The organism is Amycolatopsis acididurans, assembly GCF_012328925.1.
GTDB lineage: Bacteria > Actinomycetota > Actinomycetes > Mycobacteriales > Pseudonocardiaceae > Amycolatopsis_E > Amycolatopsis_E acididurans.
The window spans coordinates 513,492-532,480 of the sequence record NZ_JAAXLS010000002.1; the positions used below are offsets into that span (position 1 = coordinate 513,492).

Consider the following 18,989-nt stretch of genomic DNA (forward strand, 5'->3'; position numbering starts at 1 on the left):
GGGTTTTCGCGACGATTTCAGGCCAGTTCGAAGCCGTGGTAGCGGGCGATCGCCACTCCGTCACCGATCTGCCGGTACGTGCCGACGCCGCCGACGAAGGGCAGGAACACCCGCCGCTTGCCGGGGATGTTCGCGCCCATGTACCACGACGCCGCGCGCGGCATCACCGTGAGATCCGCGACGTCGTTGTTGGCGTTCACCCAGTTCTCCTCGGCCTCGGGGTCCGGCTCCATCCACCGCAGCCCCTTCGCGCGCAGGTGCTCGATGGCGTGCGTGACCCAGTCGACGTGGTACTCGATGGAGGTCAGCATGTTCGACAGCACCGACGGGCTCTGCGGGCCCGTGATCAGGAACAGGTTCGGGAAACCCTCGGACATCAGACCGAGATACGTCCGCGGTCCGGCGGCCCACTTCTCCCGCAGCGTCCGCTCGCCGTTGCGGATCTCGATCGCGTTCAGCGCACCCGTCATCGCGTCGAACCCGGTCGCGAGAATGATGACATCGACCTCGTGCTCGGTCTCGCCGGCCAGAATCCCGCGTTCGGTCAGCCGGTGGATCGGCTCGGCGTTGATGTCCACAAGGGACACGTTGTCGCGGTTGTAGACCTCGAAGTACCCGGTGTCCACGCACATCCGCTTCGCGCCGATCGGATACGAGCGAGGAGTCAGCCGTTCGGCGAGATCGGGATCGGAGACCTTGCGCCGGATCTGTTCGCGCACATGCTCCGCCGCCGCCTCGTTGGCGTCCACATCGGTCAGAATGTCACGGAAGGCCTGTGTGTAGCACAGTCCCCCGTCGAGCCAGCGCCGTTCGAACTCGGCCCGCACCTGCTCGGGTTCGGTGTCGACGTAGAAGGTGCTGTTCTCCTCGGCGCAGTGGAAACCGGCCCGCGTCATCCGGCTCTCCTCGCGGAAGTCGCCGTACCGGGGGCGCAGCGCGGCGAGCCGCTCGGCGATCGGTCCGTTGTGGGCGGGCACGGCGTAGGCCGGCGTGCGCTGGAAGACGGTGAGCCGCTCGACGACCGGCGCGATGGCGGTGATCGTCTGCAGTCCGGACGAACCGGTACCGATGACGGCGACGCGTTTGCCTGCCAGCTCCACGCCCTCGTGTGGCCAGCTGGAAGTCCAGTACACCTCGCCCGCGAAGTCCGCCATGCCGGGGAAATCCGGCCGCGACGGCTTCGACAGGCAGCCGGTCGCCGCGATGACGTAGCGCGCCCTCCGCGTCGCGCCGTCGTCGGTGGTGACCGTCCACTGTGCCCGCTCCCCGTCCCAGTCCAGCTTTACGACGCGGGTATCGAAGCTGATGTCCCGGCGCAGGTCGTAGCGCTCGGCGACATGCCGTAGGTAGGCCAGGATCTCCGGTTGCGCGGCGTAGCGCTCGCTCCAGTCCCATTCCTGCTCCAGCTCCTGGTCGAAGGAGTAGGAGTACTCGAGCGACTCGATGTCACAGCGCGCGCCCGGGTAGCGGTTCCAGTACCACGTGCCGCCGACGTCGCCGCCCGCCTCGACGACGCAGGTGTCCAGCCCCAGCTCCCGCAGGCGCTTGAGCTGGTACAGCCCGGAAAATCCGGCACCGATGACGATCGCGTCGTGGTCGGGCATCGGTCACACCTCCTTGCCGTACCCGGCGACGAACTTGCCGATATGCTCGGCGACCAGCCGGATGCCCTCCAGCGCGCCGGGAAGGATGTTCACCATCTGGAAGTAGGCGTGCATCTGTCCCTCGGCCTCCTCCAGCGCGACCGGAACTCCCGCTGCCTCCAGCGCCTTCGCGTAGGCGACCCCCTCGTCGTGCAGCGGGTCGTACTCGGCGACATAGACCAGAGCGGGTGGCAGCCCGGTATGGTCGGCCGCGCGCAGCGGCGAGGCGTCCGGATGCGTGCGCGCGTTGTCGTCCGGGAGGTAGTGGTTCCAGAACCAGAGCATCGTGTCGCGGGCGAGCAGCAGCTGGTTCTCGGCGGCGACATACGAGGGACGCTCGGTGTCGCAGTCGGTGACGGGATAGACCAGTGCCTGGTAGTCGATCCTCGGTCCCGCCTCGTCGCGCGCCCGCAACGTCATGACGGCGGCGAGGTTGCCGCCGGCACTGTCCCCGGCGACGATCAGCGGCGCGCCCTCCGCCGCGAGCTCGGCGGCATGCTCGGCCGCCCAGCTCAGGCCGGTGTAGCTGTCCTCGACGGCGGCCGGGAAGGGATGTTCGGGCGCCTTGCGGTAGTTGACGAGCACGACCGTGGACCGTGTCAGGTTCGCCAGCATGCGGCCGAGGTGGTCGTACTGCAGGTCGATGTCCCCGATGACCCAGCCGCCACCGTGGAAGTACACGATGATCGCCGTGGGTTCACCTTCGGGGCGAAGGACCCGGACGCGAAACCGCCCGCCCTCGCCGTCGAGCTTGAGGTCGCGGACAGACCCGACGTCGGGTCCCGCACCGCTCATCCCGGCGAAAATGGGCCCGCTCATCCGCGCGATCGCGGGCGTCGATTCGTGGATCGGCGGGTCGCCCGACTCGGCCAGCTGCGCCAGGAAGGCCTGGGAAACCGGTTCCAACGGCATCGCACATCCTCCGGCTCAGTAGTCGGCGTCGGAGTAGACGACGACGCCGCGCAGGTTCCGGCCGTCGGCCATGTCCTGGTAGCCCTGGTTGATGTCCTCCAGGCGGTAGGTCGTGGTGACCAGCTCGTCCAGCCTCAGCTGGCCCGTGCGGTAGAGGTCCAGCAGCTTCGGGATCTGGGTGCGCGGCCCCACGCCACCGAAAACCGCGCCCTGGACGCGTTTCTGCAGCAGCGTCAGCTCGAACAGGTTGAGGTCGACGTTCATGTCGCGGAAGTCGCCCATGCCCGTGACCACCACCTGGCCGCCCTTGGCGGTGAGGCCGAGTGCCTGCTGGATGTGCTCGCCCTTGATCTCGCCCACGGTGATGATCACGGTGCGCGCGAGTCTGCCCCAGGTCAGGTCCGGCAACTCGGCGGCGGCCTCCTCCATCGAGGAGTACGCGTGGGTGGCGCCGAGCTCGAGGGCCTTCTTGCGCTTGAACTCCACGGGGTCGATGGCGACGACGAACCGCGCGCCCGCGAACTTCGCGCCCTGGACGGCGTTGATGCCGACGCCGCCGACGCCCATCACGACCACGGTGTCCCCCGGGCGCGTGCCGCCGATCTCGGTCGCCGAGCCCCAGCCCGTGGACACGCCGCAGCCGAGCAGGGCGGCCTTGTCCAGCGGCACGTCCTGCTCGATCTTGACCACCGAGGCCTGGTGCACGGTGACATACGGCGAGAACGTGCCGAGCAGGCACATCTGGATGACCGGCTTGCCCTCCTTGGTGACGCGGTAGCTCCCGTCCGCGATCGCCTGCCCCGTCAGCAGGCCCGCCCCCTCGTCACAGAGGTTCTGCAGACCGGACGCGCACGCGGGGCAGGTACCGCAGGCGGGAATGAAGGCGAGCACCACGTGATCGCCTTCGGCGATGCCCCGCACACCGGGGCCCACCTTCGTGACCACGCCGGCGCCTTCGTGCCCGCCGACCACGGGCAGGAACGGCACCGGGCTGGCTCCCGACGCCAGGTGCGCGTCCGAGTGGCACAGACCGGAGGCGGCCAGCCGCACCTGGAGTTCGCCGGCCACCGGGTCGCCGAGCTCGATCTCGGAGATCCGCCAGGGAGCGCCGATCTCCTCGAGGATGGCTGCCTTCACCTTCATGTCGCCTCCTGCACTTCGATGGACAGGTAAGGGAATCCGTCGTGCCTCGGTATCCAACGTAAGAGCACCGGCCACACCCGCCATAGCGCATTCCCGGCCACAACCCGGCCGTTCCGGCCAGTCACGCAGCCGTCTCCCCCGCCCCGGAAAGCCGCCGCGACCTGCCGGGATCGGAGGCGATTGACGCTTTCGCGCCGCTCGGCGAAACTGGCCAGATGGGTCCCGGCGCCGGTGTCTGTGACAGCTCGTCGATGACCGCCGGGGGCCGGACCTCCGCGACGGACAAGTCGAACCGCGTGATCGCGGCCATCACCGATTCCTGGGACCACCCGCGCACGATGGTGGGCGTCTCGATCATCCGCGACTGGGCCGTGCGCCGGGGGCTCGACACGGCGACGCTGCTGCGTGGATCCCACATCGACCCGGCAACCCTGACCGACCCGCACGCGCTCATCGAGGCGCAGCAGGAGATCGCGGTGATCCGCAACCTGGTCACCGCGTTCGACGACCGTCCCGGGCTCGGCGTCGAACTGGGGCAGCTGTATCACCTGACGGCCTACGGCTACTTCGGCTACCTGCTCGCCGCGTGCGCGTCGGTGCGGGAGATCACCGAGAAGGGGCTGCAGTACGCGCTGCTGACCTTCGCCTTCTCCACGATGGCCGCTCAGGTCGGCGACCATGGGCACTACGTCCTGGCGATGGAGGCCGACGACGTCCCCGCCGATGTCCGGCGGTTCGTCGTGGAGCGGGATGTCGCCGCCACCGTGCAGATCTAGCGCGAGATCTTTCCCGGCCCGAACCGGGTTCCGCTGCGCGAGGTGCGGCTGGCCTTCGCCATCGAGGGCACGCCGCGCCCGGCGCTGTACTGGGACTACTTCCGGGTTCCCGTGTCCGCATCCCGGCCGCGCACGGAGATCGTTTTCGACGAGGCCTATCTCGACGAGGTCCCGCCGATGGCCAATCCGCACACCGCGCAGCTGATGGTCGCCCAGTGCGAGCGGATCCGGGCCGAGCGGCTGCATCGCACGGGTGTCGCGGCCAGAGTCCGCGCGTACCTGCTCGACCAGAGCTCGCTGGATCTCACGCTGGAAGAGATCGCCGAACGGCTGCACTACGCCCCGCGCACGTTGCGCCGGCATCTCGAGCACGAGGGGACGACGTTCCGGGCGGTCCTGGCCGAGGTGCGGCGCGGTGTCGCGGAGAACCTGCTCCGCGACCCGGCCGTCCCGCGGTACGAGATCGCCCGGCGGCTGGGTTACCGGGAGTGGTCGAGCCTGGCTCGCGCGAGGCGTCGCTGGCAAGCCGGGGCCGCACCGTCACCGGAGTAGCGGCGTCCACGGTGTCGCGACAACATGCCCGGCCCGCCGCCGGTTCCCGGCCTAACGTCCCCGGAACTCCGGCGTGCGTTTTTCCAGGAAGGCGCTCATCGCTTCCTTCGTGTCGTCGAGCCGGACCACGAAGTCCTGCGCCATGGACTCGCGCATCAGGCTCTCCTCGAACGACTGGGCGAGCGAGTAGTTGAGCTGCTCCTTCGTGATCTGGACCGCATGCGGCGCCCGGGCGGCGAGATCCGCCGCCCACGAGCGCGCGACGTGCAGTGCCTGGCCGGCCGGGACAATGCGGTTGACCACACCCCATTCCCGCAGCTGCTCCCCCGACATTTTGCGCGCGAACAGCGCCATCTCCTTGGCGCGGTGCAGTCCGACCGAATGGGGCAGAAGCCACGTTCCCCCGAAATCGATCGTCAGCCCCCGGTCCACGAAGATCTGCGAGAACTTCGCCGTCTCGTCGGCGATGACGAGGTCGCACAGCAGGGCGAGGTTCATACCCGCACCGGCCGCCCAGCCGGACACCGCCGCGATTGTCGGCTGCGGCAGGTTGCGGATCGCCAGCGCGGCATCCAGAACGGGCTGCAAACCGCGCCGGAGCAGCCGTTCGGAGTCTTTCGGCCGTGCCGAGAGGTCCGCTCCGGAGCAGAAGTTGCCGCCTGCCCCTGTGACGACGACGGCGCGGTCCGTCATCGAGGCCGCGACGTCGTCGAAGACGGCCTTGAGCGGCTTCCAGTGCGTGCGCGGAAGCGCGTTGAACCGCTCAGGACGGTTCAGGGTGATGACAACGACCCCGCTTCCGTCCCGCTCCACCCTGATCTCGTCCCCGACATCGGCCGTCATCGCATCCCACTCCTGGCTGGACTTTCACTGCAGTCAAGGAGATATCACGCCATTTCTCTCAGTGGAATCAAACTCCACTCAGTCAAATTTTATTGAGTCAAATACCATTTGACCCACTCAAATACTCGTTTAAGCTCGGCTCGCGGGTCAGTCCAAGGTCTTCAGGAGCGGAGTCGGTATGCGTACCCGGTTCACCGAACTGTTCGGCGTGGAGCACCCGGTGGTGCAGGGAGGCATGCAGTGGGTCGGCCGCGCACCCCTGGTGGCGGCCGTCGCCAACGCGGGCGGACTGGGCTTCATCACGGCCCTCACCCAGCCGACTCCCGGCGCACTCCGGGCGGAGATCCGGCGTTGCCGGGAACTGACCGACCGGCCCTTCGGCGTGAACCTCACGATCCTGCCGGCGATCTCCCCGCCGCCCTACGACGAGTACCGGCAGGCCATCATCGACGAGCGAGTGTCCTTTGTGGAGACCGCTGGGTCGAACCCGGTCGAGCACCTGCGGCACTTCCACGACCATGGCATCAAGGTCATCCATAAGTGCACCTCCGTGCGCCACGCCCTGAAGGCGCAGGCGATCGGCGTGGACGCTCTTTCCATCGACGGGTTCGAGTGCGCAGGACATCCGGGGGAAGACGACATTCCGGGACTGGTACTGCTGCCCGCGGCCGCGGACGCGCTCGACATCCCGTTCATCGCCTCCGGCGGGTTCGCCGACGGCCGCGGGCTGGCCGCGGCCCTCGCGCTGGGCGCGGACGGCATCAACATGGGCACCCGGTTCATGTGCACGCAGGAGTCCGGCATCCACCAGAACGTCAAGGACCGCATCGTCGCGGCCGGTGAGCGTGACACGCGGCTGATCTTCCGCGAGTTGCGCAACACCGCCCGCGTGGCGGACAACGAGGTTTCCCAGACCGTGGTGGAGAAGCTGCGGGCCGGTGCGCGGTTCGAAGACATCCGCGATCTCGTGGCCGGGGCGCGCGGCGCAAAGGTCTACGAGACCGGTGATCTCGACCACGGGATCTGGACGGTCGGCATGGTGCAGGGCCTGATCCAGGACGTGCCCACGTGTGCGGAGCTGATCATCCGGATCGTGCGGGAAGCCGAGGAGATCATCACCGCACGCCTGGCGGGCATGACCGGCCCGCACGGGAGCGTCACACACGATATTGTTACTCAATGAAATCTGATTCCACTGAGCCGAGTGGAAGCCCGCCGGCCGACGGTGCGATCAACCGGACGTTGCGCGTGCTCTCCGCGCTCTGCGAGCACGGCCCGCTGACCTTGTCCGTGCTCTCGGGAACCACCGGACTGACTCCGCCGACCCTTCTGCGCACGCTGCGGATCATGCGCGACGAGGGATTCGCCGTGCAGGACGAGGACCGGAAATGGCACGCCACCATGCTGGTGTGGCGGCTGGGCTGCGCGGTCAACGATTCGATCGGCTTGCGCCGGACGACCGACCGGGTCCTGCGCGACCTCTGCGAGCGCATCGACGAGTCGGTCGTCTTCGCGGCTTTCGAAGACGGATGGCTGACTTATGCCGGGCACGCGGAGCCGGACAAACCCGTGCGCACCCACGTGCCGCTGGGGGGCAACTACGGCCCGCTGGAGACGCAGACCGGCCAGGCCGTGCTGGCCTGGCTTCCGCGCGAGGAGATCGACCGCATCATCGACCGGCAGGCGCCCGGCGCGTATCCCGCGGGCCCGCGTCAGGCCCTGTACCGGAAGCTGGTCGAGGTGGCACAGCAGGGCTACGCACTGGGGTCCGGCGATCGCTGGCCCGGGGTGTGGGGCGCCGCGGCGCCGGTGTTCAACCACCGTGCCCGGCCCATCGGCGCGGTCGGTGTGTCGGTGCCACAGGAGACGATCCCCGACGACGCCCCCGAGCTGGCGAGGGCCGTCGTCGACGCCGCCCGGCGGCTGACAGCGGAGCTGGGCGGTCCCGCCCAGGCCCCGCTGTCGCCGCTGGCAGCCGTCGTGGCCAAACGCGGCCGGGGCGGCGTCAGAGCCCCATCGACTTGGCGATGATCGACTTCATGACCTCGCTCGTCCCGCCGTAGATCCGGGTGACGCGGGCATCAGCGTAGAGCCGGCAGATGTCGTACTCCCGCACGTACCCGTAGCCGCCGTGCAACTGAAGGCAGGCGTCGACCACCCGGCCCTGCATCTCGGTACAGAAGAGCTTGACCTTCGCCGCGTCGGCCGCCGACAGCTCGCCGTTGTCGTGATCGGCGATCGCCCGGTCCACCAGTACCTGGCCCGCGGTCACCTGGGTTTCGATGTCGGCGAGCACGAACTTGGTGTTCTGGAACGTCGACAGTCGCTTGCCGAACACCTCGCGGTCTTTCACATAGGCGAGCGTGGTCTCCACCGCCGCGACGGCCTGGGCCTGCGCGTTGACCGCGATCGACAGCCGCTCCTGCGCGAGGTTGCCCGCCAGGTAGTCGAACGCCCGGCCCTCCTCGCCGAGGAGGTTTTCGTGCGGTACCAGCACGTTGTCGAAGAACAGCTCAGAAGTGTCCTGGGTGAGCAGGCCGAGCTTCTTCAGCATCTTGCCCCGATCGAATCCGGGCATGCCGTCCTCGACCACCAGCAGGGACAGGCCTTCGCGCCGGTCGTCGGACTGGGAGGTGCGCGCGACCACCACGATCAGCTCGGCCTGACTGCCGCCACTGATGAAGCTCTTCGCTCCATTGAGGACCCAGCCCTGCTCGGTGCGGCGGGCCGTGGTGCGCATTCCCGCGAGGTCCGATCCCGTGCCCGGCTCGGTCATCGCGATCGCCGACATGAGCTCGCCGCCGGCCATGCCCGGCAGCCAGCGCCGGCGCTGCTCCGCCGTGGCGTAGCTCATGACGTAGGGCATGACGACGTCGGTGTGCACCCGCAGTGCGCCCAGCGTCGCCCGGCTGTATGCGATCTCCTCGGTGACGACGCAGTTGAACAGGAACGACGTCTCGCCCGCACCGCCGTACTCGGCCGGGACCTGGATGCCGAGCACGCCCAGTTCCCCGGCCTTGCGGTAAAGGTCGCGCGGGACCGCGCCACGCTCTTCCCACTCGCTCATGTGGGGCACGACGTCGTTCGCGAAGAAGGTGCGCAACGACTTGGCGAACGCCTCGTGTTCGGGACCGTAAAGGGTACGGCGCATGGTCTGCTAGTTCCTTTCTTTCAGGTTCCGGGCGAGCTCCGCCAGCACCGTCTCGGTGTCGCGGCCCGGCTCGGGCGCGGCTGCCGGCGTGCCGGGCACTGTCCGGCTGAAACGCGGTGCCGGGGCGGGCTGGCGCACGCCGTCGATTTCGACGAAGACGTCGCGCGCTCGCAGGTGCGGATCGGTCATGGCGTCCGAGAGTCCGTACACCGGGCTCACGCAGGCGTCGGTTCCGGCGAACACCTCGACCCAGTCCGGGCGCGACCGGGCGGCGAACAACTCGCCGAGTCTCGTCCGGATCGCGGGCCAGTTGGCGGGATCGGTGCGGTTCTCGCTGAGGACCGCGTCGCCGCTGGCGCCCAATCCGGTCAACAGGGCTTCGTAGAACTGGTCTTCGAGGGCGCCGACCGAGATGTGATCCCCGTCCGCGCACCGGTAGGTCGTGTAGTAGGGCGCGGACCCGTCGAGGAAGTTGCCGCCGCGCACGGGTTTCCACCGGCCGGCCGCGATCAGGCCGTGGATGAGGGCGGTCAGCGTCGCGGTCCCGTCCACGATCGCCGCGTCGACGACCTGTCCCTCCCCGGTGGCCCGGGCGTGCAGGAGCGCGGCGAGCACGCCGACGGCCAGCAGCATGCCTCCGCCGCCGAAGTCGCCGAGCAGGTTCAGGGGCAGGACCGGTGGGCCCTCCGCGGTACCGATCGCTCCGAGCGCTCCGGCGACCGAGATGTAGTTGACGTCGTGGCCGGCCATCGACGCGTAGGGACCGTCCTGGCCCCAGCCGGTCATCCGGCCGTACACCAGCCGCGGATTGCGGGCCAGGCAGGTCTCGGGGCCCAGTCCGAGGCGCTCGGTGACCCCGGGCCGGAACCCTTCGATGAGCGCGTCGGCTCCCGCGACGAGGTCGAGCACCGTATCGGCCGCCCCCGGCTGTTTCAGGTCGAGTGCGATGGACCGGCGGCCCCGGCCGAGGACGTCCACCTTGGCGAGTCCCGGCCGCTCGACGCGGATGACGTCCGCGCCGAGGTCCGCGAGCAGCATGCCGCAGAACGGACCGGGTCCGAGACCGAGCAGCTCGATGATCCGGATTCCCTTGAGTGGTCCCGTCTTCATCAGATGCGCTCCTGCTCGTTTCGCCACAGCTCTGCACGCAGCACCCGGCGCAGCAGCTTGCCGACGTCGGAGCGCGGCACCTCAGACCGGAACTCGACGGTGCGCGGCACCTTGAACCCGGCGATCTGGCCGCGCAGGTATGCGCGCAGTGCCTGGGCATCCACGTTTTCCCGCCGTGGCACGACGACCGCGTGCACACGCTCGCCCCACTCCGCGTCCGGTGCGCCCACCACGCAGGAGTCGAGCACGTCCGGATGCGCCGCCAGGGCTTGCTCGATCTCCGCAGGGTAGATGTTGACCCCGCCCGAGATGATGGTGTCGGCCGCGCGGTCGCAGAGGAACAGGTACCCGTCCGGGTCCAGGTAGCCGATGTCGCCGAGGGTGTTGAACCCCGCTTCGCGGCTGGCCGCGGTCTTGTCCGGGTCACGGTGGTACTCGAACGCCATGGCGGAGTTGGCGAAGAAGACCCGGCCGATCTCGCCGGGAGGCAGGTCCCGGCCTTCCTCGTCGAGGATCCGCAGGGCGACGTTCTTCCTCGCCCTGCCGACACTTCCGGGATGGGCGAGCCATTCTTCGGCGGAGATGAACGTGGCGCTGCCTTCGGTGCCGCCGTAGATTTCGTGCACGACCGGGCCGAGCCACTCGATCATGGCGCGCTTCACCGGGACCGGGCACGGCGCCGCGGTGTGCACGACCGACCGCACCGAGGACACGTCGTGCGCGAGCCGTTCCGCCGGCTCCAGGGCCAGCCATTGGGTGAACATCAACGGGACCAGGTAGGTCCACGTGATGTGCTCGTTCTCGATGATGCGCAAGGCCTCCAGCGCGTCCCAGCGCGGCAGGATCCGCACCGTGTGCCCCACTTCGAGGGCCTGAACGGCGTAGGCGAGGGGCGCGGCGTGGTACAGCGGTGCCACGGACAGGTAGCGGCCGTCCTCGTGGTCGGCGTGGTACAGCGCCGCCCTGGCGACGACCGCCTCGGCCGCCTGCTCGGGAGTCAGGTCGGGGATCGCCCTGCGGACGCCCTTGGGTCGTCCTGTCGTGCCGGAGGTGTAGAGCATGCGCTGGCCCGCGGACCGGACACGCGGTGTCTCGGCGGATTGCCCGGCGACGACGCCGGCCCAGGTCGGCGCGCCGTCGAGTTCCGGCTCGGTCTGCTCATCGAGCACGAGGATCTGGTGGCGACCCAGCCCGGCTTCGTCGGCTGCGGCGAGCGCGGCCGGAAGCAGTGCCCGGACGGTAAGCAGCGTCGAGGCACCGGCGTCCTGGACGACGTAGGCCATCTCGGCGGCGGTGAGGTGCCAGTTGAGCGGAGTGAAGTACAGCGGGAGCTGGGTCACCGCTCGTTCGGCCAGGATGATGTGGCGTCCGTTCGGTAGCAGCGCCACGACCGACCCGCCGGGCGGCGCACCGCGCGCGAGAAGGGCCGAGGACAGCCGGTTCGCGTCCGCTTTCAGCTCTGCGAACGTGACGGGCGGTGCGTCGCCGTCGATGATCGCGGGGCGATCGGGGGTGCGGGCGGCGTATCCGCTGAAATTTCTCATGACCGGTGTCCGCTCGACCCGATGACCTGATCGGCCAGTACCTGCCGGTGGTGTACGGGGTCGCCGAAGAGGTGGGCGGATGCCTTGGCGCGCCTGAGGTACAGATGCGTGTCGTGTTCCCAGGTGAACCCGATGCCGCCGTGGATCTGGAGCATGTCGGCTGCGCACTGTGTGTAGGCGTCCGAGCAGAACGCCGAGGCGAGGCTGATCGCCGTCGCGAGTTCGGGCGAACGGGTCTCGACCGCGTGGATCAGGTGGTGGGCGGCGGAGCGAGCGGACTCGACTCGCGCGAGCATGTCGGCGCACTTGTGTTTGATCGCCTGGTAGGAGCCGATGATCCGGCCGAACTGGACGCGTTGGCCGGCATAGGCGGCGCTGAGCTCCAGGCACTGCTCGGCGCCCCCGACCTGGCCGGCCGCCAGGCACGCCAGGGCAGCGGCCATGGCGTCGTTCACGGCGGCGACGACAGCGTCGTGCCCGCGATCCGCACCGAGACGGACGGCTCCGGCAGCTGCGAAGTCGAGACCGCCCAGGGGCTGAGTGCGATCGAGGCAGTCGAGCAGCCGCACGGTCACGCCCTGACCGTGCACGGGGACGGCGAACACTCCGAGCCCGTCGGGTGCGGTAGCGAGAACCAGTACGAGATCGGCCGACGGCAGGTCCGTCACGTACGGGACCCGTCCGTCCAGCCGCCAGCCCTCCCCGTCGCAGCCGGCCCGGACGGTAATGGCGCCCGGCGTCCACCTGCCCTTGCTGTCGAGGTGGGCGACGGTGGCGATCGTGGTGCCGTCCGCGATGCCGGGGAGATACCGGCGCATCGCCACCTCGTCCGCCAGCGCGGTGAGCAGCCGGGGCGCCAGGACCGCGGTGGACAGGTAGGGCGCGGCCACGACCAGCCGGCCCAGTTCTTCGCACACGAAGGCGGCCTCGGTGACTCCGGCGTCGGCTCCGCCGAACTCCGGCGGAACCAGCAGCCCGGTCGCGCCCATCACGGCCAGACCGGCCCACGCGTCGCGGTCGAACGGTGCTCCGCCGTCGACGGCGACCCGGCTGAGCGCTGTGGGCCACGAGCGTTGGAGGTAGCGGCGCACCTCCGCCTGGAAGGCGAGTTGTTCTCCGGTGGGTTCGAGCATCATGCGGCACCTGCCAGGTCTTCGACGAGCTCGGCGATCAGGTCGACCTGGTCGAGCGCGTCCTCGAACAGGAGGGAGAGGAAGATCCCGTCGACCACCGGGGCGAGCGCGGCGAGCTGATCCCGGCACTCGTCGGCGGTGCCGATGACGGCGAACCGGTCGAGCAGGTAGTCCTCGATGTCGGGGCGGTCGGCGAACAAGCCCGCCACCGGATTCGCGCCGGACCGGCCGTGCCAGGCGAAGTCGTAGCCGGCGTAGCGCTCGGCGAGGATTCCGTGCATCGCCGGCGGGACGTTCTTACCGGCGAAGGTGCCGGAGAAGTTGAACCGTGACGCGCTGATCGCCCGGGGCAGCATGCGCCGGCGGAGTTCGGCGGCCTCACCCGGGTGCCGGGCCACGGCCAGCCGCACCGAGCCCCACACCTCGAACGGTCCGCTATGGACACGCGCACGCGAGGCGGCGTCGCGAAGGCCGGTCAACGCGACGACATCGCGGCCCGCGCCGGCGATGATCCCGTCGGCACAGCGTCCGGCGACGTCCGTCACGCGGGGTCCGCTGGCGGCCACGAGAACCCGCTGTTCCGGCACGGCGTCGCGAAGCGCCGTCAGCGCCGCCTCCAGCTGTGCCACCGTCGCCGGAGCGAGGCCGAAGGTCCGCACGGCGGAGTCGCCCCGGCCCATCCCGAGGACGAACCTTCCCTCGCCTGCATGCCGGAAGGTGCGGGCGGCGCTGGCGTGCACCGACAGGTGCCGGGTGACCGGGTTGGTCACGCTTGTCAGGACGGTCAGCCGCTCCGTGGCCGCCAGCGCCTCGGTGCAGGCGCTGTAGAGCTCGGCGTAGTGCGGTGAGTCCCCGATACCCAGGCCCCAGAGCCCCGCCCTTTCGGCCCGGCGGGCCACCTGCCGGGTCAGCTCGGAACTGATCGGGAGCCAGTTCGCGCACAGCTTCATCCCACGACCTCCTGCCAGGGGGTGTGCCGGGTCGGGTCGGGCTCGCGCGGCAGTCCCAGCGCTCGCTCGGCGACCTGGTTGCGCAGCACCTCCGAGGTCCCGCCGGCGATGGTCTTCGCCTGAACGCGCAGATAGGCCCACACGTTGGCCCCGGTCCAGGCGTCCGCGGGGTCCCGTGCGAGGGCGGGCATCCCCGCGAGGTCGACCATCAACTGCTGCAACCGCTTCGTGTGCTCGGCCTGCAGGATTTTGTTGTACGGCGCGCCATTGCGGATCGGTCCGCGTCCGGAAACGCGCTCGACGGCGCCGCGGAGGTTGTTCAGCTCCACGATCCGGCTCTCGATGTAGACCCGGACGACCTCGTCCCGCTGGACCGGGCCCAGGCCGGCGGCGAAGTGCTCGATCAGCTCGCCGATCCCGCGCCCGACGACGGAACCGGGTGGTGCCGCGCCCGCGCCCGAGCCCGCCGTACGCTCGAAGGCGAGCACACCGCGCACGACCTCCCAGCCGGAGCCCGGATCGCCGAGGCGCAGCGAGTCGTCGACGACCACCCCGTCCAGGATCACCTCGTAGAACTCGGCGTCACCGGTCATCTGCTTGATCGGGCGGATGGTGACGCCGGGCGTGGACATGTCCACGCAGAACGTGGTCAGGCCGGCGTGCTTGGGCACCGACGCATCCGTGCGGACGAGCGCGAGACCGTAGGAGGCCAGGTTGGCCCGGCTGGTCCACATCTTGGTGCCGTCGAGGATCCAGCGGTCCCCGTCCCGGCGGCCGCGCGTTCGCACGCCCGCGAGGTCCGAACCGGCCTCCGGTTCGCTGAACAACTGGCACCACAGCGCTTCGTTGCGGGCGATCGGCGGCAGCAGGCGCCGGCGCACTTCCTCCGTGCCGAACTTCAGGATGGCCGGGCCGACCCATGAGGTGCCGATCGCACTGGTGACGTTGCCGATCCGCCACCGGCGAAGCTCGGTACGGATCGCCACCGCCTCATCAGGGCCGAGCCCACGGCCGCCGTACTCGGCCGGCCATTCAGGGGTCAGCCAGCCCGCTCCCGCGACCAGCCGGACGACCTCGTCAGCGGCCGGGGACGCCGCGAGTTCCTCGAGGGTCTCTGTGTCGTCGGCCGCGGCCGCCTTGGTCCAGGCCACTGGCAGACGGTCTTCCAGCAGGGCGCGGAAGTCGTCGAGCGCGCTCACACCAGACCCGCCTTCCGGCCGTTCGTGGCGACCGGCGCGCGCTGGCTCGTCCGGCGGTCCAGCACCTGCCCGGCCAGCAGGTTGCGCATCACCTCGGCCGTGCCGCCACCGATGGACAATCCGCGTCCGTCGCGGAACAGCCGCTCCACCGGCCACCGCCGCGAGTACCCCCGGGCGCCGTGGATCTGGATCGCCTCGTTGGTGACCCGCTGCACCATCTCGCTCGAGAACAGCTTGGCCATGATCGTCTCGCGTTGCGGGGGAAAACCGTCGCCGCCGGCGCGGGCTGCGCGCCAGGTCAGCATGCGCGAGATCTCGACGTCCAGCGCCATGTCCGCGATCTTCCACTGCAGCCCCTGGAAATCGGCCAGCGGACGCCCGAACTGCCGCCGTGCCTTCAGGTGCGCGATGCTCGCGTCCAGCGCGCCCTGCCCGAGACCCGTGCACATCGCCGCGTTCCCGCACCGTTCGGGGTTGAACTGGTTCACCAGGATTTCCGCGCCGCGCTTGGAATCCGGCGATGGCTCGATCAGCACGTCGCGCGGCTCGATGCGCACGCCGTCGAACTCGTAGGCGCATTCGGCCACCCCGCGGATGCCCATCTTCGGCTCCACGATCGGGTCGGACATCCCGGCGGGTTTGCCCTCGATCAGTACCGCGCCGATCCCGTACGGCCCGACGGTGCCGGGCAGCCGGCAGAACACGATCATCGTGTCCGCCTCGCGCCCGCCGGTGATCCAGCACTTCAGGCCGTGCAGCCGGTATCCGTCGCCGTCCGGCCGCATCTCCGCCCGCAGGTCGGTGCCCGCGGTGCCGGCGCCGGGCTCGCTCATCGCGATGGCGAAATGCCGCTCACCGGAGGCGACTCCGGGCAGGATCCGCTGCCGTTGTTCGTCGTTGCCCAGCACGTGCACCGCCCGCCAAGGGCCGTTGAGGAAGGGCTGCGCGGCCATGGCGCTGGACAGGCACGCGGCCGCGAGTTCCTCCACCACGATGCAGCCCGCGAACAGGCCCAGGCCGCGGCCCCCGAATTCGGCGGGCACCGTCGTGGCCAGCAGGCCCGACTCACGGATGGCGTCGATGGACCGCTGCGGGAACTCCTCCGACTCGTCCCAGTGCGCGGCCCAGGGCCGCAGTTCCTGTTGCGCCACTTCGCGGGCCAGCGCCCGCACCTCCCGCTGTTCGGGGGTCAGCTCCGCCCAGGAGCCACCGTCCACACCGGACCACCGGGAGTCCGGGGTCACCGGCTCCCACACGTCATAGTCGGCGTCGAGGAACTGGTCGATAGTCATGCTGAAACCACCCTTGCGTCGAGCGCGATCAGACGGGAGTCCACTTCCACCAGCGGGTTGCATTCCACAAGGGACAGCCCGTGCCGGACCGCGAGATCTGTGAGCGTCGCGGCCGTTTCCGCGAGCAGTTCGGGAAGATGTGCGTACCGCGCCCCGGCGTTGCCGAACACGACGGCGCGCAGCCGTTCGGCGAGCCACTCCGGCGGGGCTCCCGCGGGCACGGTGACGGTGCGCCCGATGAGTTCGATGTGACCGCCGCCGAGCCCGGCCGCGGTCACGAGACCGAGCTGCGGGTCCCGCCGGATTCCGACGAACAGCTCGGGACCGGCGCGCAGCTGCTCGGCCACGATCACCGAAGGCGCGATCGCGAGCAGCTCGCGGGCCACGGCGGCGATGTCGTCCGGGCCCACGTCGAGCCGGACCCCGCCCTGTGCCGCCTTGTGCGCGATCGTCGCAAGATTGGCCTTGACCACCACCGGCCAGCCGAGTTCTCCGCCGGCTGCGACAGCGGCGTCGCTGTCGCGGCATTCGCGCCAGGCCGCGACCCGAACGCCCGCGGCGTCGAGGAACCGCACGCTCGATGCGGTGTCTTCGGTCCGGTAGGGCTGCGCCGAGCCGTCCGGTACCAGATCATCTGCCGTCGTGGGCTTGTCGGCGCCGCCGACGGTGAGCGCACGGACGGCGTTGCACGCCGCCTCCAGCGTCGGCAGCACGGGCTGCCCGGAGCGGACGTACCCGGCGACGGACGAGGCATCACCGTCGAGGACGGCCAGCACGACCGGAACGCCGTGATCCCCGGCGACGGCGGCCGCCTGTTCCGCGCGTCCGATCACCAGTACCGCGTCGACCTCGCCCGAGCCGACGAGCGCCGCACGGACACGTGCGACGGCGCCGGTGTCACCGATGACCTGTGCGGTCACGTCGACCGGGTTGGTCACCGACGCGTAGGGGGGCAGCAGATCCTGGAGAGCCCGCTTCGTGGCGTCGCCCAGCGGGCGGAGCGCGAGGCCGCGCTCGGCAAGCAGGTCCGCGGCGACGACACCGGCCCCGCCGGAGCCGGTGATCACACCGACGCGCGGTCCCCGCGCGGGCGGCAGCACCGACAGCGCGACCGTCGCGTCGACCAGTTCGCGGTCCGACCGCACGACGAGCGCGCCGTGCATCAGGCACAGCTCGGTCAGCACCTCGTGGTCCGGGCTGACTGCCGCGGTGTGCGAGCGCGCGGCACCCGCCCCCGATTCCGACTCACCACCGAGCAGGACGACGACGCGGACACCGGCGGCTCGGGCCTGCCCCAGCATCCGGTCCAGCGCCGGCACGTCACGCACACCCTCCAGGTACAGGGCGAGAGTGCGGGGGCGATGAGTGACGCTCGCGACCAGTTCGGCGGCCAGCTCGACCGCGGAGTGGTCGTGTTCGTTGCCGGTTCCGATGAACCCGTCGTAGTCCACCCCGTGCCGCCGGGCAGCGCGCAGCAGCCGTGCGCCGAAGGCCCCACTCTGGGAGATCAGGAAGACACCGCTGCCAGACCGGCAGTCCGTCATGTCGTCGAACGCCTTCGCGAACGTGAGCATGGTCCGCGAGGGCGCGTAGTGCAGGCCGACGGTGTTCGGGCCCAGGATCCGGCTGCCCGCGGCGTACAACGTGGCCGTATCCCCGGTCTCGTCGAAACCCGAGGAGTAGACGATCACGTAGGCGGCGCGACCCGCGAGCCCGCTGACGACGCCGGGAACGGCCGCGGCGGGAACGGCGACGACGGCGACGTCGACCTCGCCGTCGATCTCCCGCGGATCACGTGCCGGCACGATTTCCCCGGGATAGCCGGCTTCGCTCAGATGCCGGACGGTCCGGGCGCCCAGGCCGGTCTCCTTCGACAGCGAGCCGATCACCGCGACCCGCGACGGGCTGAGAAGTCGTTCGATCATCGCAGGTTCGCCGGGATCTCGGTGTGCTTGCTGGTGCCCCACTTCGGCACGCTCTTGGACTTGAAAGCCGCGATGCCGCGCACGGTCTCGCCCAGCGTGCGCACCCAGTTCAGGGTCCGCCGTTCGAAGTTGTACGCACGAACCCGGTCGGTCTCCTCCAGGAACTCGTACATGAGCTTCTTGGTGGCGCTCACCGACACCGGCGCGCAGCGCTCCGCGATGTCGCGGGCGAGAGAGATCGCCTGCGGCAGGACCTCGTCCGGGGTCGTGCAGATCGAGGCGATGCCCAGCCGGTGGCCTTCGGCTCCGGAGATGGTCCGGCCGGTCAGCAGCAGGTCCATCGCCGCCGAGAAGCCGATCAGCCGTGGCAGTAGCCAGGTCGAGTTGCGGTCGGGGATGATGCCGATCCGGTTGAAGGAGAACGCGATCCGGGCCGTGTCGGCCACGACCCGGATGTCCCACTGCATCGCCCAGGTCAGCGCGACGCCGATGGCGTCACCGTTGATGGCGCCGATGATCGGGGTACTGAGGTTCCACGGCGCGGTGGCCGGGTCGCTCAGCGTCTCGACACCGTGCGCCTCGCGGTCACGCCAGTCGACCTGGTCGAGGTCGGCGCCGACACTGAAGTGCTCGCCGCGCCCCGTGACGACGATCGCCCGGATCTCCGCAAGGGCGTCGAGCCGCACCAGCTCCGCCGTGAGTTCCGCGCCCATGCGGGGTGTGTAGGCGTTGCGGCGCGCAGGCCGGTCCAGGTGAATCACCGCCACCGGACCGTCGATCTCGACGGCGATGTCCGAGTGCTCGGTCGTTGTCATG

At 70.0% G+C, this 18,989-nt stretch carries 17 protein-coding genes; 4 read left to right on the top strand and 13 right to left on the bottom strand.

Annotated elements, in window-relative coordinates:
• Positions 1 to 17: 17 nt before the first annotated feature.
• From HFP15_RS05875 to HFP15_RS05885, 3 genes are read right to left on the bottom strand one after another with little or no spacing between them, the layout of a single operon-like run.
• Positions 18 to 1,604 carry a flavin-containing monooxygenase gene (locus HFP15_RS05875; protein ID WP_168512205.1) on the bottom strand — a complete coding sequence of 529 codons (1,587 nt, stop codon included), beginning with the start codon at positions 1,602 to 1,604 and terminating at the stop codon, positions 18 to 20.
• 3 nt (positions 1,605 to 1,607) lie between these two features.
• Positions 1,608 to 2,555 (bottom strand): alpha/beta hydrolase, encoded by a 948-nt coding sequence (locus HFP15_RS05880; protein ID WP_168512207.1) that lies wholly within the window; start codon positions 2,553 to 2,555, stop codon positions 1,608 to 1,610.
• A 15-nt stretch (positions 2,556 to 2,570) separates the two neighbouring features.
• On the bottom strand, positions 2,571 to 3,698 hold the full coding sequence (locus HFP15_RS05885; protein WP_168512209.1) for an NDMA-dependent alcohol dehydrogenase: 1,128 nt from the start codon (positions 3,696 to 3,698) through the stop codon (positions 2,571 to 2,573).
• A 215-nt stretch (positions 3,699 to 3,913) separates the two neighbouring features.
• Between HFP15_RS05885 and HFP15_RS42140 the strand changes: the two genes are divergently transcribed.
• Positions 3,914 to 4,474: an AraC family transcriptional regulator ligand-binding domain-containing protein gene (locus tag HFP15_RS42140; protein WP_210716734.1), complete on the top strand. Its 561-nt coding sequence runs from the start codon at positions 3,914 to 3,916 to the stop codon at positions 4,472 to 4,474.
• 42 nt (positions 4,475 to 4,516) lie between these two features.
• A complete protein-coding gene (locus HFP15_RS42145) occupies positions 4,517 to 5,026 on the top strand; it encodes a helix-turn-helix transcriptional regulator (RefSeq protein ID WP_210716735.1) in 510 nt (169 codons plus the stop codon).
• A 51-nt stretch (positions 5,027 to 5,077) separates the two neighbouring features.
• Here the strand turns inward: HFP15_RS42145 and HFP15_RS05895 are convergent, their stop codons facing one another.
• The gene (locus tag HFP15_RS05895) at positions 5,078 to 5,869 is read right to left on the bottom strand and encodes an enoyl-CoA hydratase/isomerase family protein (RefSeq protein ID WP_168512211.1); all 792 of its coding nucleotides are present in this window, start codon (positions 5,867 to 5,869) and stop codon (positions 5,078 to 5,080) included.
• A 178-nt stretch (positions 5,870 to 6,047) separates the two neighbouring features.
• On the opposite strand from HFP15_RS05895, the gene HFP15_RS05900 reads away from it, so the two are divergent.
• Together HFP15_RS05900 and HFP15_RS05905 are read left to right on the top strand one after the other, a co-directional pair.
• The gene (locus tag HFP15_RS05900) at positions 6,048 to 7,052 is read left to right on the top strand and encodes an NAD(P)H-dependent flavin oxidoreductase (RefSeq protein ID WP_168512213.1); all 1,005 of its coding nucleotides are present in this window, start codon (positions 6,048 to 6,050) and stop codon (positions 7,050 to 7,052) included.
• Positions 7,049 to 7,900 carry an IclR family transcriptional regulator gene (locus HFP15_RS05905; RefSeq protein WP_168512215.1) on the top strand — a complete coding sequence of 284 codons (852 nt, stop codon included), beginning with the start codon at positions 7,049 to 7,051 and terminating at the stop codon, positions 7,898 to 7,900. The genes HFP15_RS05900 and HFP15_RS05905 overlap by 4 nt, the downstream gene beginning before the upstream one ends.
• On the opposite strand, the gene HFP15_RS05910 is transcribed toward HFP15_RS05905, so the two are convergent.
• Genes HFP15_RS05910 through HFP15_RS05950 form a run of 9 tightly spaced genes read right to left on the bottom strand, consistent with a single transcriptional unit; the run spans position 7,875 to position 18,988 of the window.
• A complete protein-coding gene (locus tag HFP15_RS05910; RefSeq protein ID WP_168512217.1) occupies positions 7,875 to 9,020 on the bottom strand; it encodes an acyl-CoA dehydrogenase family protein in 1,146 nt (381 codons plus the stop codon). The genes HFP15_RS05905 and HFP15_RS05910 overlap by 26 nt on opposite strands.
• 6 nt (positions 9,021 to 9,026) lie before the next feature.
• Positions 9,027 to 10,130 (bottom strand): CaiB/BaiF CoA transferase family protein, encoded by a 1,104-nt coding sequence (locus HFP15_RS05915; RefSeq protein WP_168512219.1) that lies wholly within the window; start codon positions 10,128 to 10,130, stop codon positions 9,027 to 9,029.
• The gene (locus tag HFP15_RS05920) at positions 10,130 to 11,674 is read right to left on the bottom strand and encodes an AMP-binding protein (protein ID WP_168512221.1); all 1,545 of its coding nucleotides are present in this window, start codon (positions 11,672 to 11,674) and stop codon (positions 10,130 to 10,132) included. Before HFP15_RS05920 ends, HFP15_RS05915 begins: the two co-directional genes overlap by 1 nt.
• Positions 11,671 to 12,810, bottom strand: coding sequence for an acyl-CoA dehydrogenase family protein (locus tag HFP15_RS05925; RefSeq protein WP_168512223.1), 1,140 nt, complete (start codon positions 12,808 to 12,810; stop codon positions 11,671 to 11,673). Before HFP15_RS05925 ends, HFP15_RS05920 begins: the two co-directional genes overlap by 4 nt.
• Positions 12,807 to 13,757 carry an LLM class flavin-dependent oxidoreductase gene (locus HFP15_RS05930; RefSeq protein WP_168512225.1) on the bottom strand — a complete coding sequence of 317 codons (951 nt, stop codon included), beginning with the start codon at positions 13,755 to 13,757 and terminating at the stop codon, positions 12,807 to 12,809. The genes HFP15_RS05925 and HFP15_RS05930 overlap by 4 nt, the downstream gene beginning before the upstream one ends.
• The gene (locus HFP15_RS05935) at positions 13,754 to 14,956 is read right to left on the bottom strand and encodes an acyl-CoA dehydrogenase family protein (protein WP_168512227.1); all 1,203 of its coding nucleotides are present in this window, start codon (positions 14,954 to 14,956) and stop codon (positions 13,754 to 13,756) included. Before HFP15_RS05935 ends, HFP15_RS05930 begins: the two co-directional genes overlap by 4 nt.
• Complete coding sequence (locus HFP15_RS05940; RefSeq protein WP_168512229.1) at positions 14,953 to 16,248, bottom strand: acyl-CoA dehydrogenase family protein; 1,296 nt, start codon at positions 16,246 to 16,248, stop codon at positions 14,953 to 14,955. The genes HFP15_RS05935 and HFP15_RS05940 overlap by 4 nt, the downstream gene beginning before the upstream one ends.
• Positions 16,245 to 18,173, bottom strand: coding sequence for an acetate--CoA ligase family protein (locus HFP15_RS05945; RefSeq protein WP_168512231.1), 1,929 nt, complete (start codon positions 18,171 to 18,173; stop codon positions 16,245 to 16,247). Before HFP15_RS05945 ends, HFP15_RS05940 begins: the two co-directional genes overlap by 4 nt.
• Positions 18,170 to 18,988 (bottom strand): enoyl-CoA hydratase/isomerase family protein, encoded by an 819-nt coding sequence (locus tag HFP15_RS05950; RefSeq protein ID WP_168512233.1) that lies wholly within the window; start codon positions 18,986 to 18,988, stop codon positions 18,170 to 18,172. Before HFP15_RS05950 ends, HFP15_RS05945 begins: the two co-directional genes overlap by 4 nt.
• Between the last annotated feature and the right edge of the window lies 1 nt (position 18,989).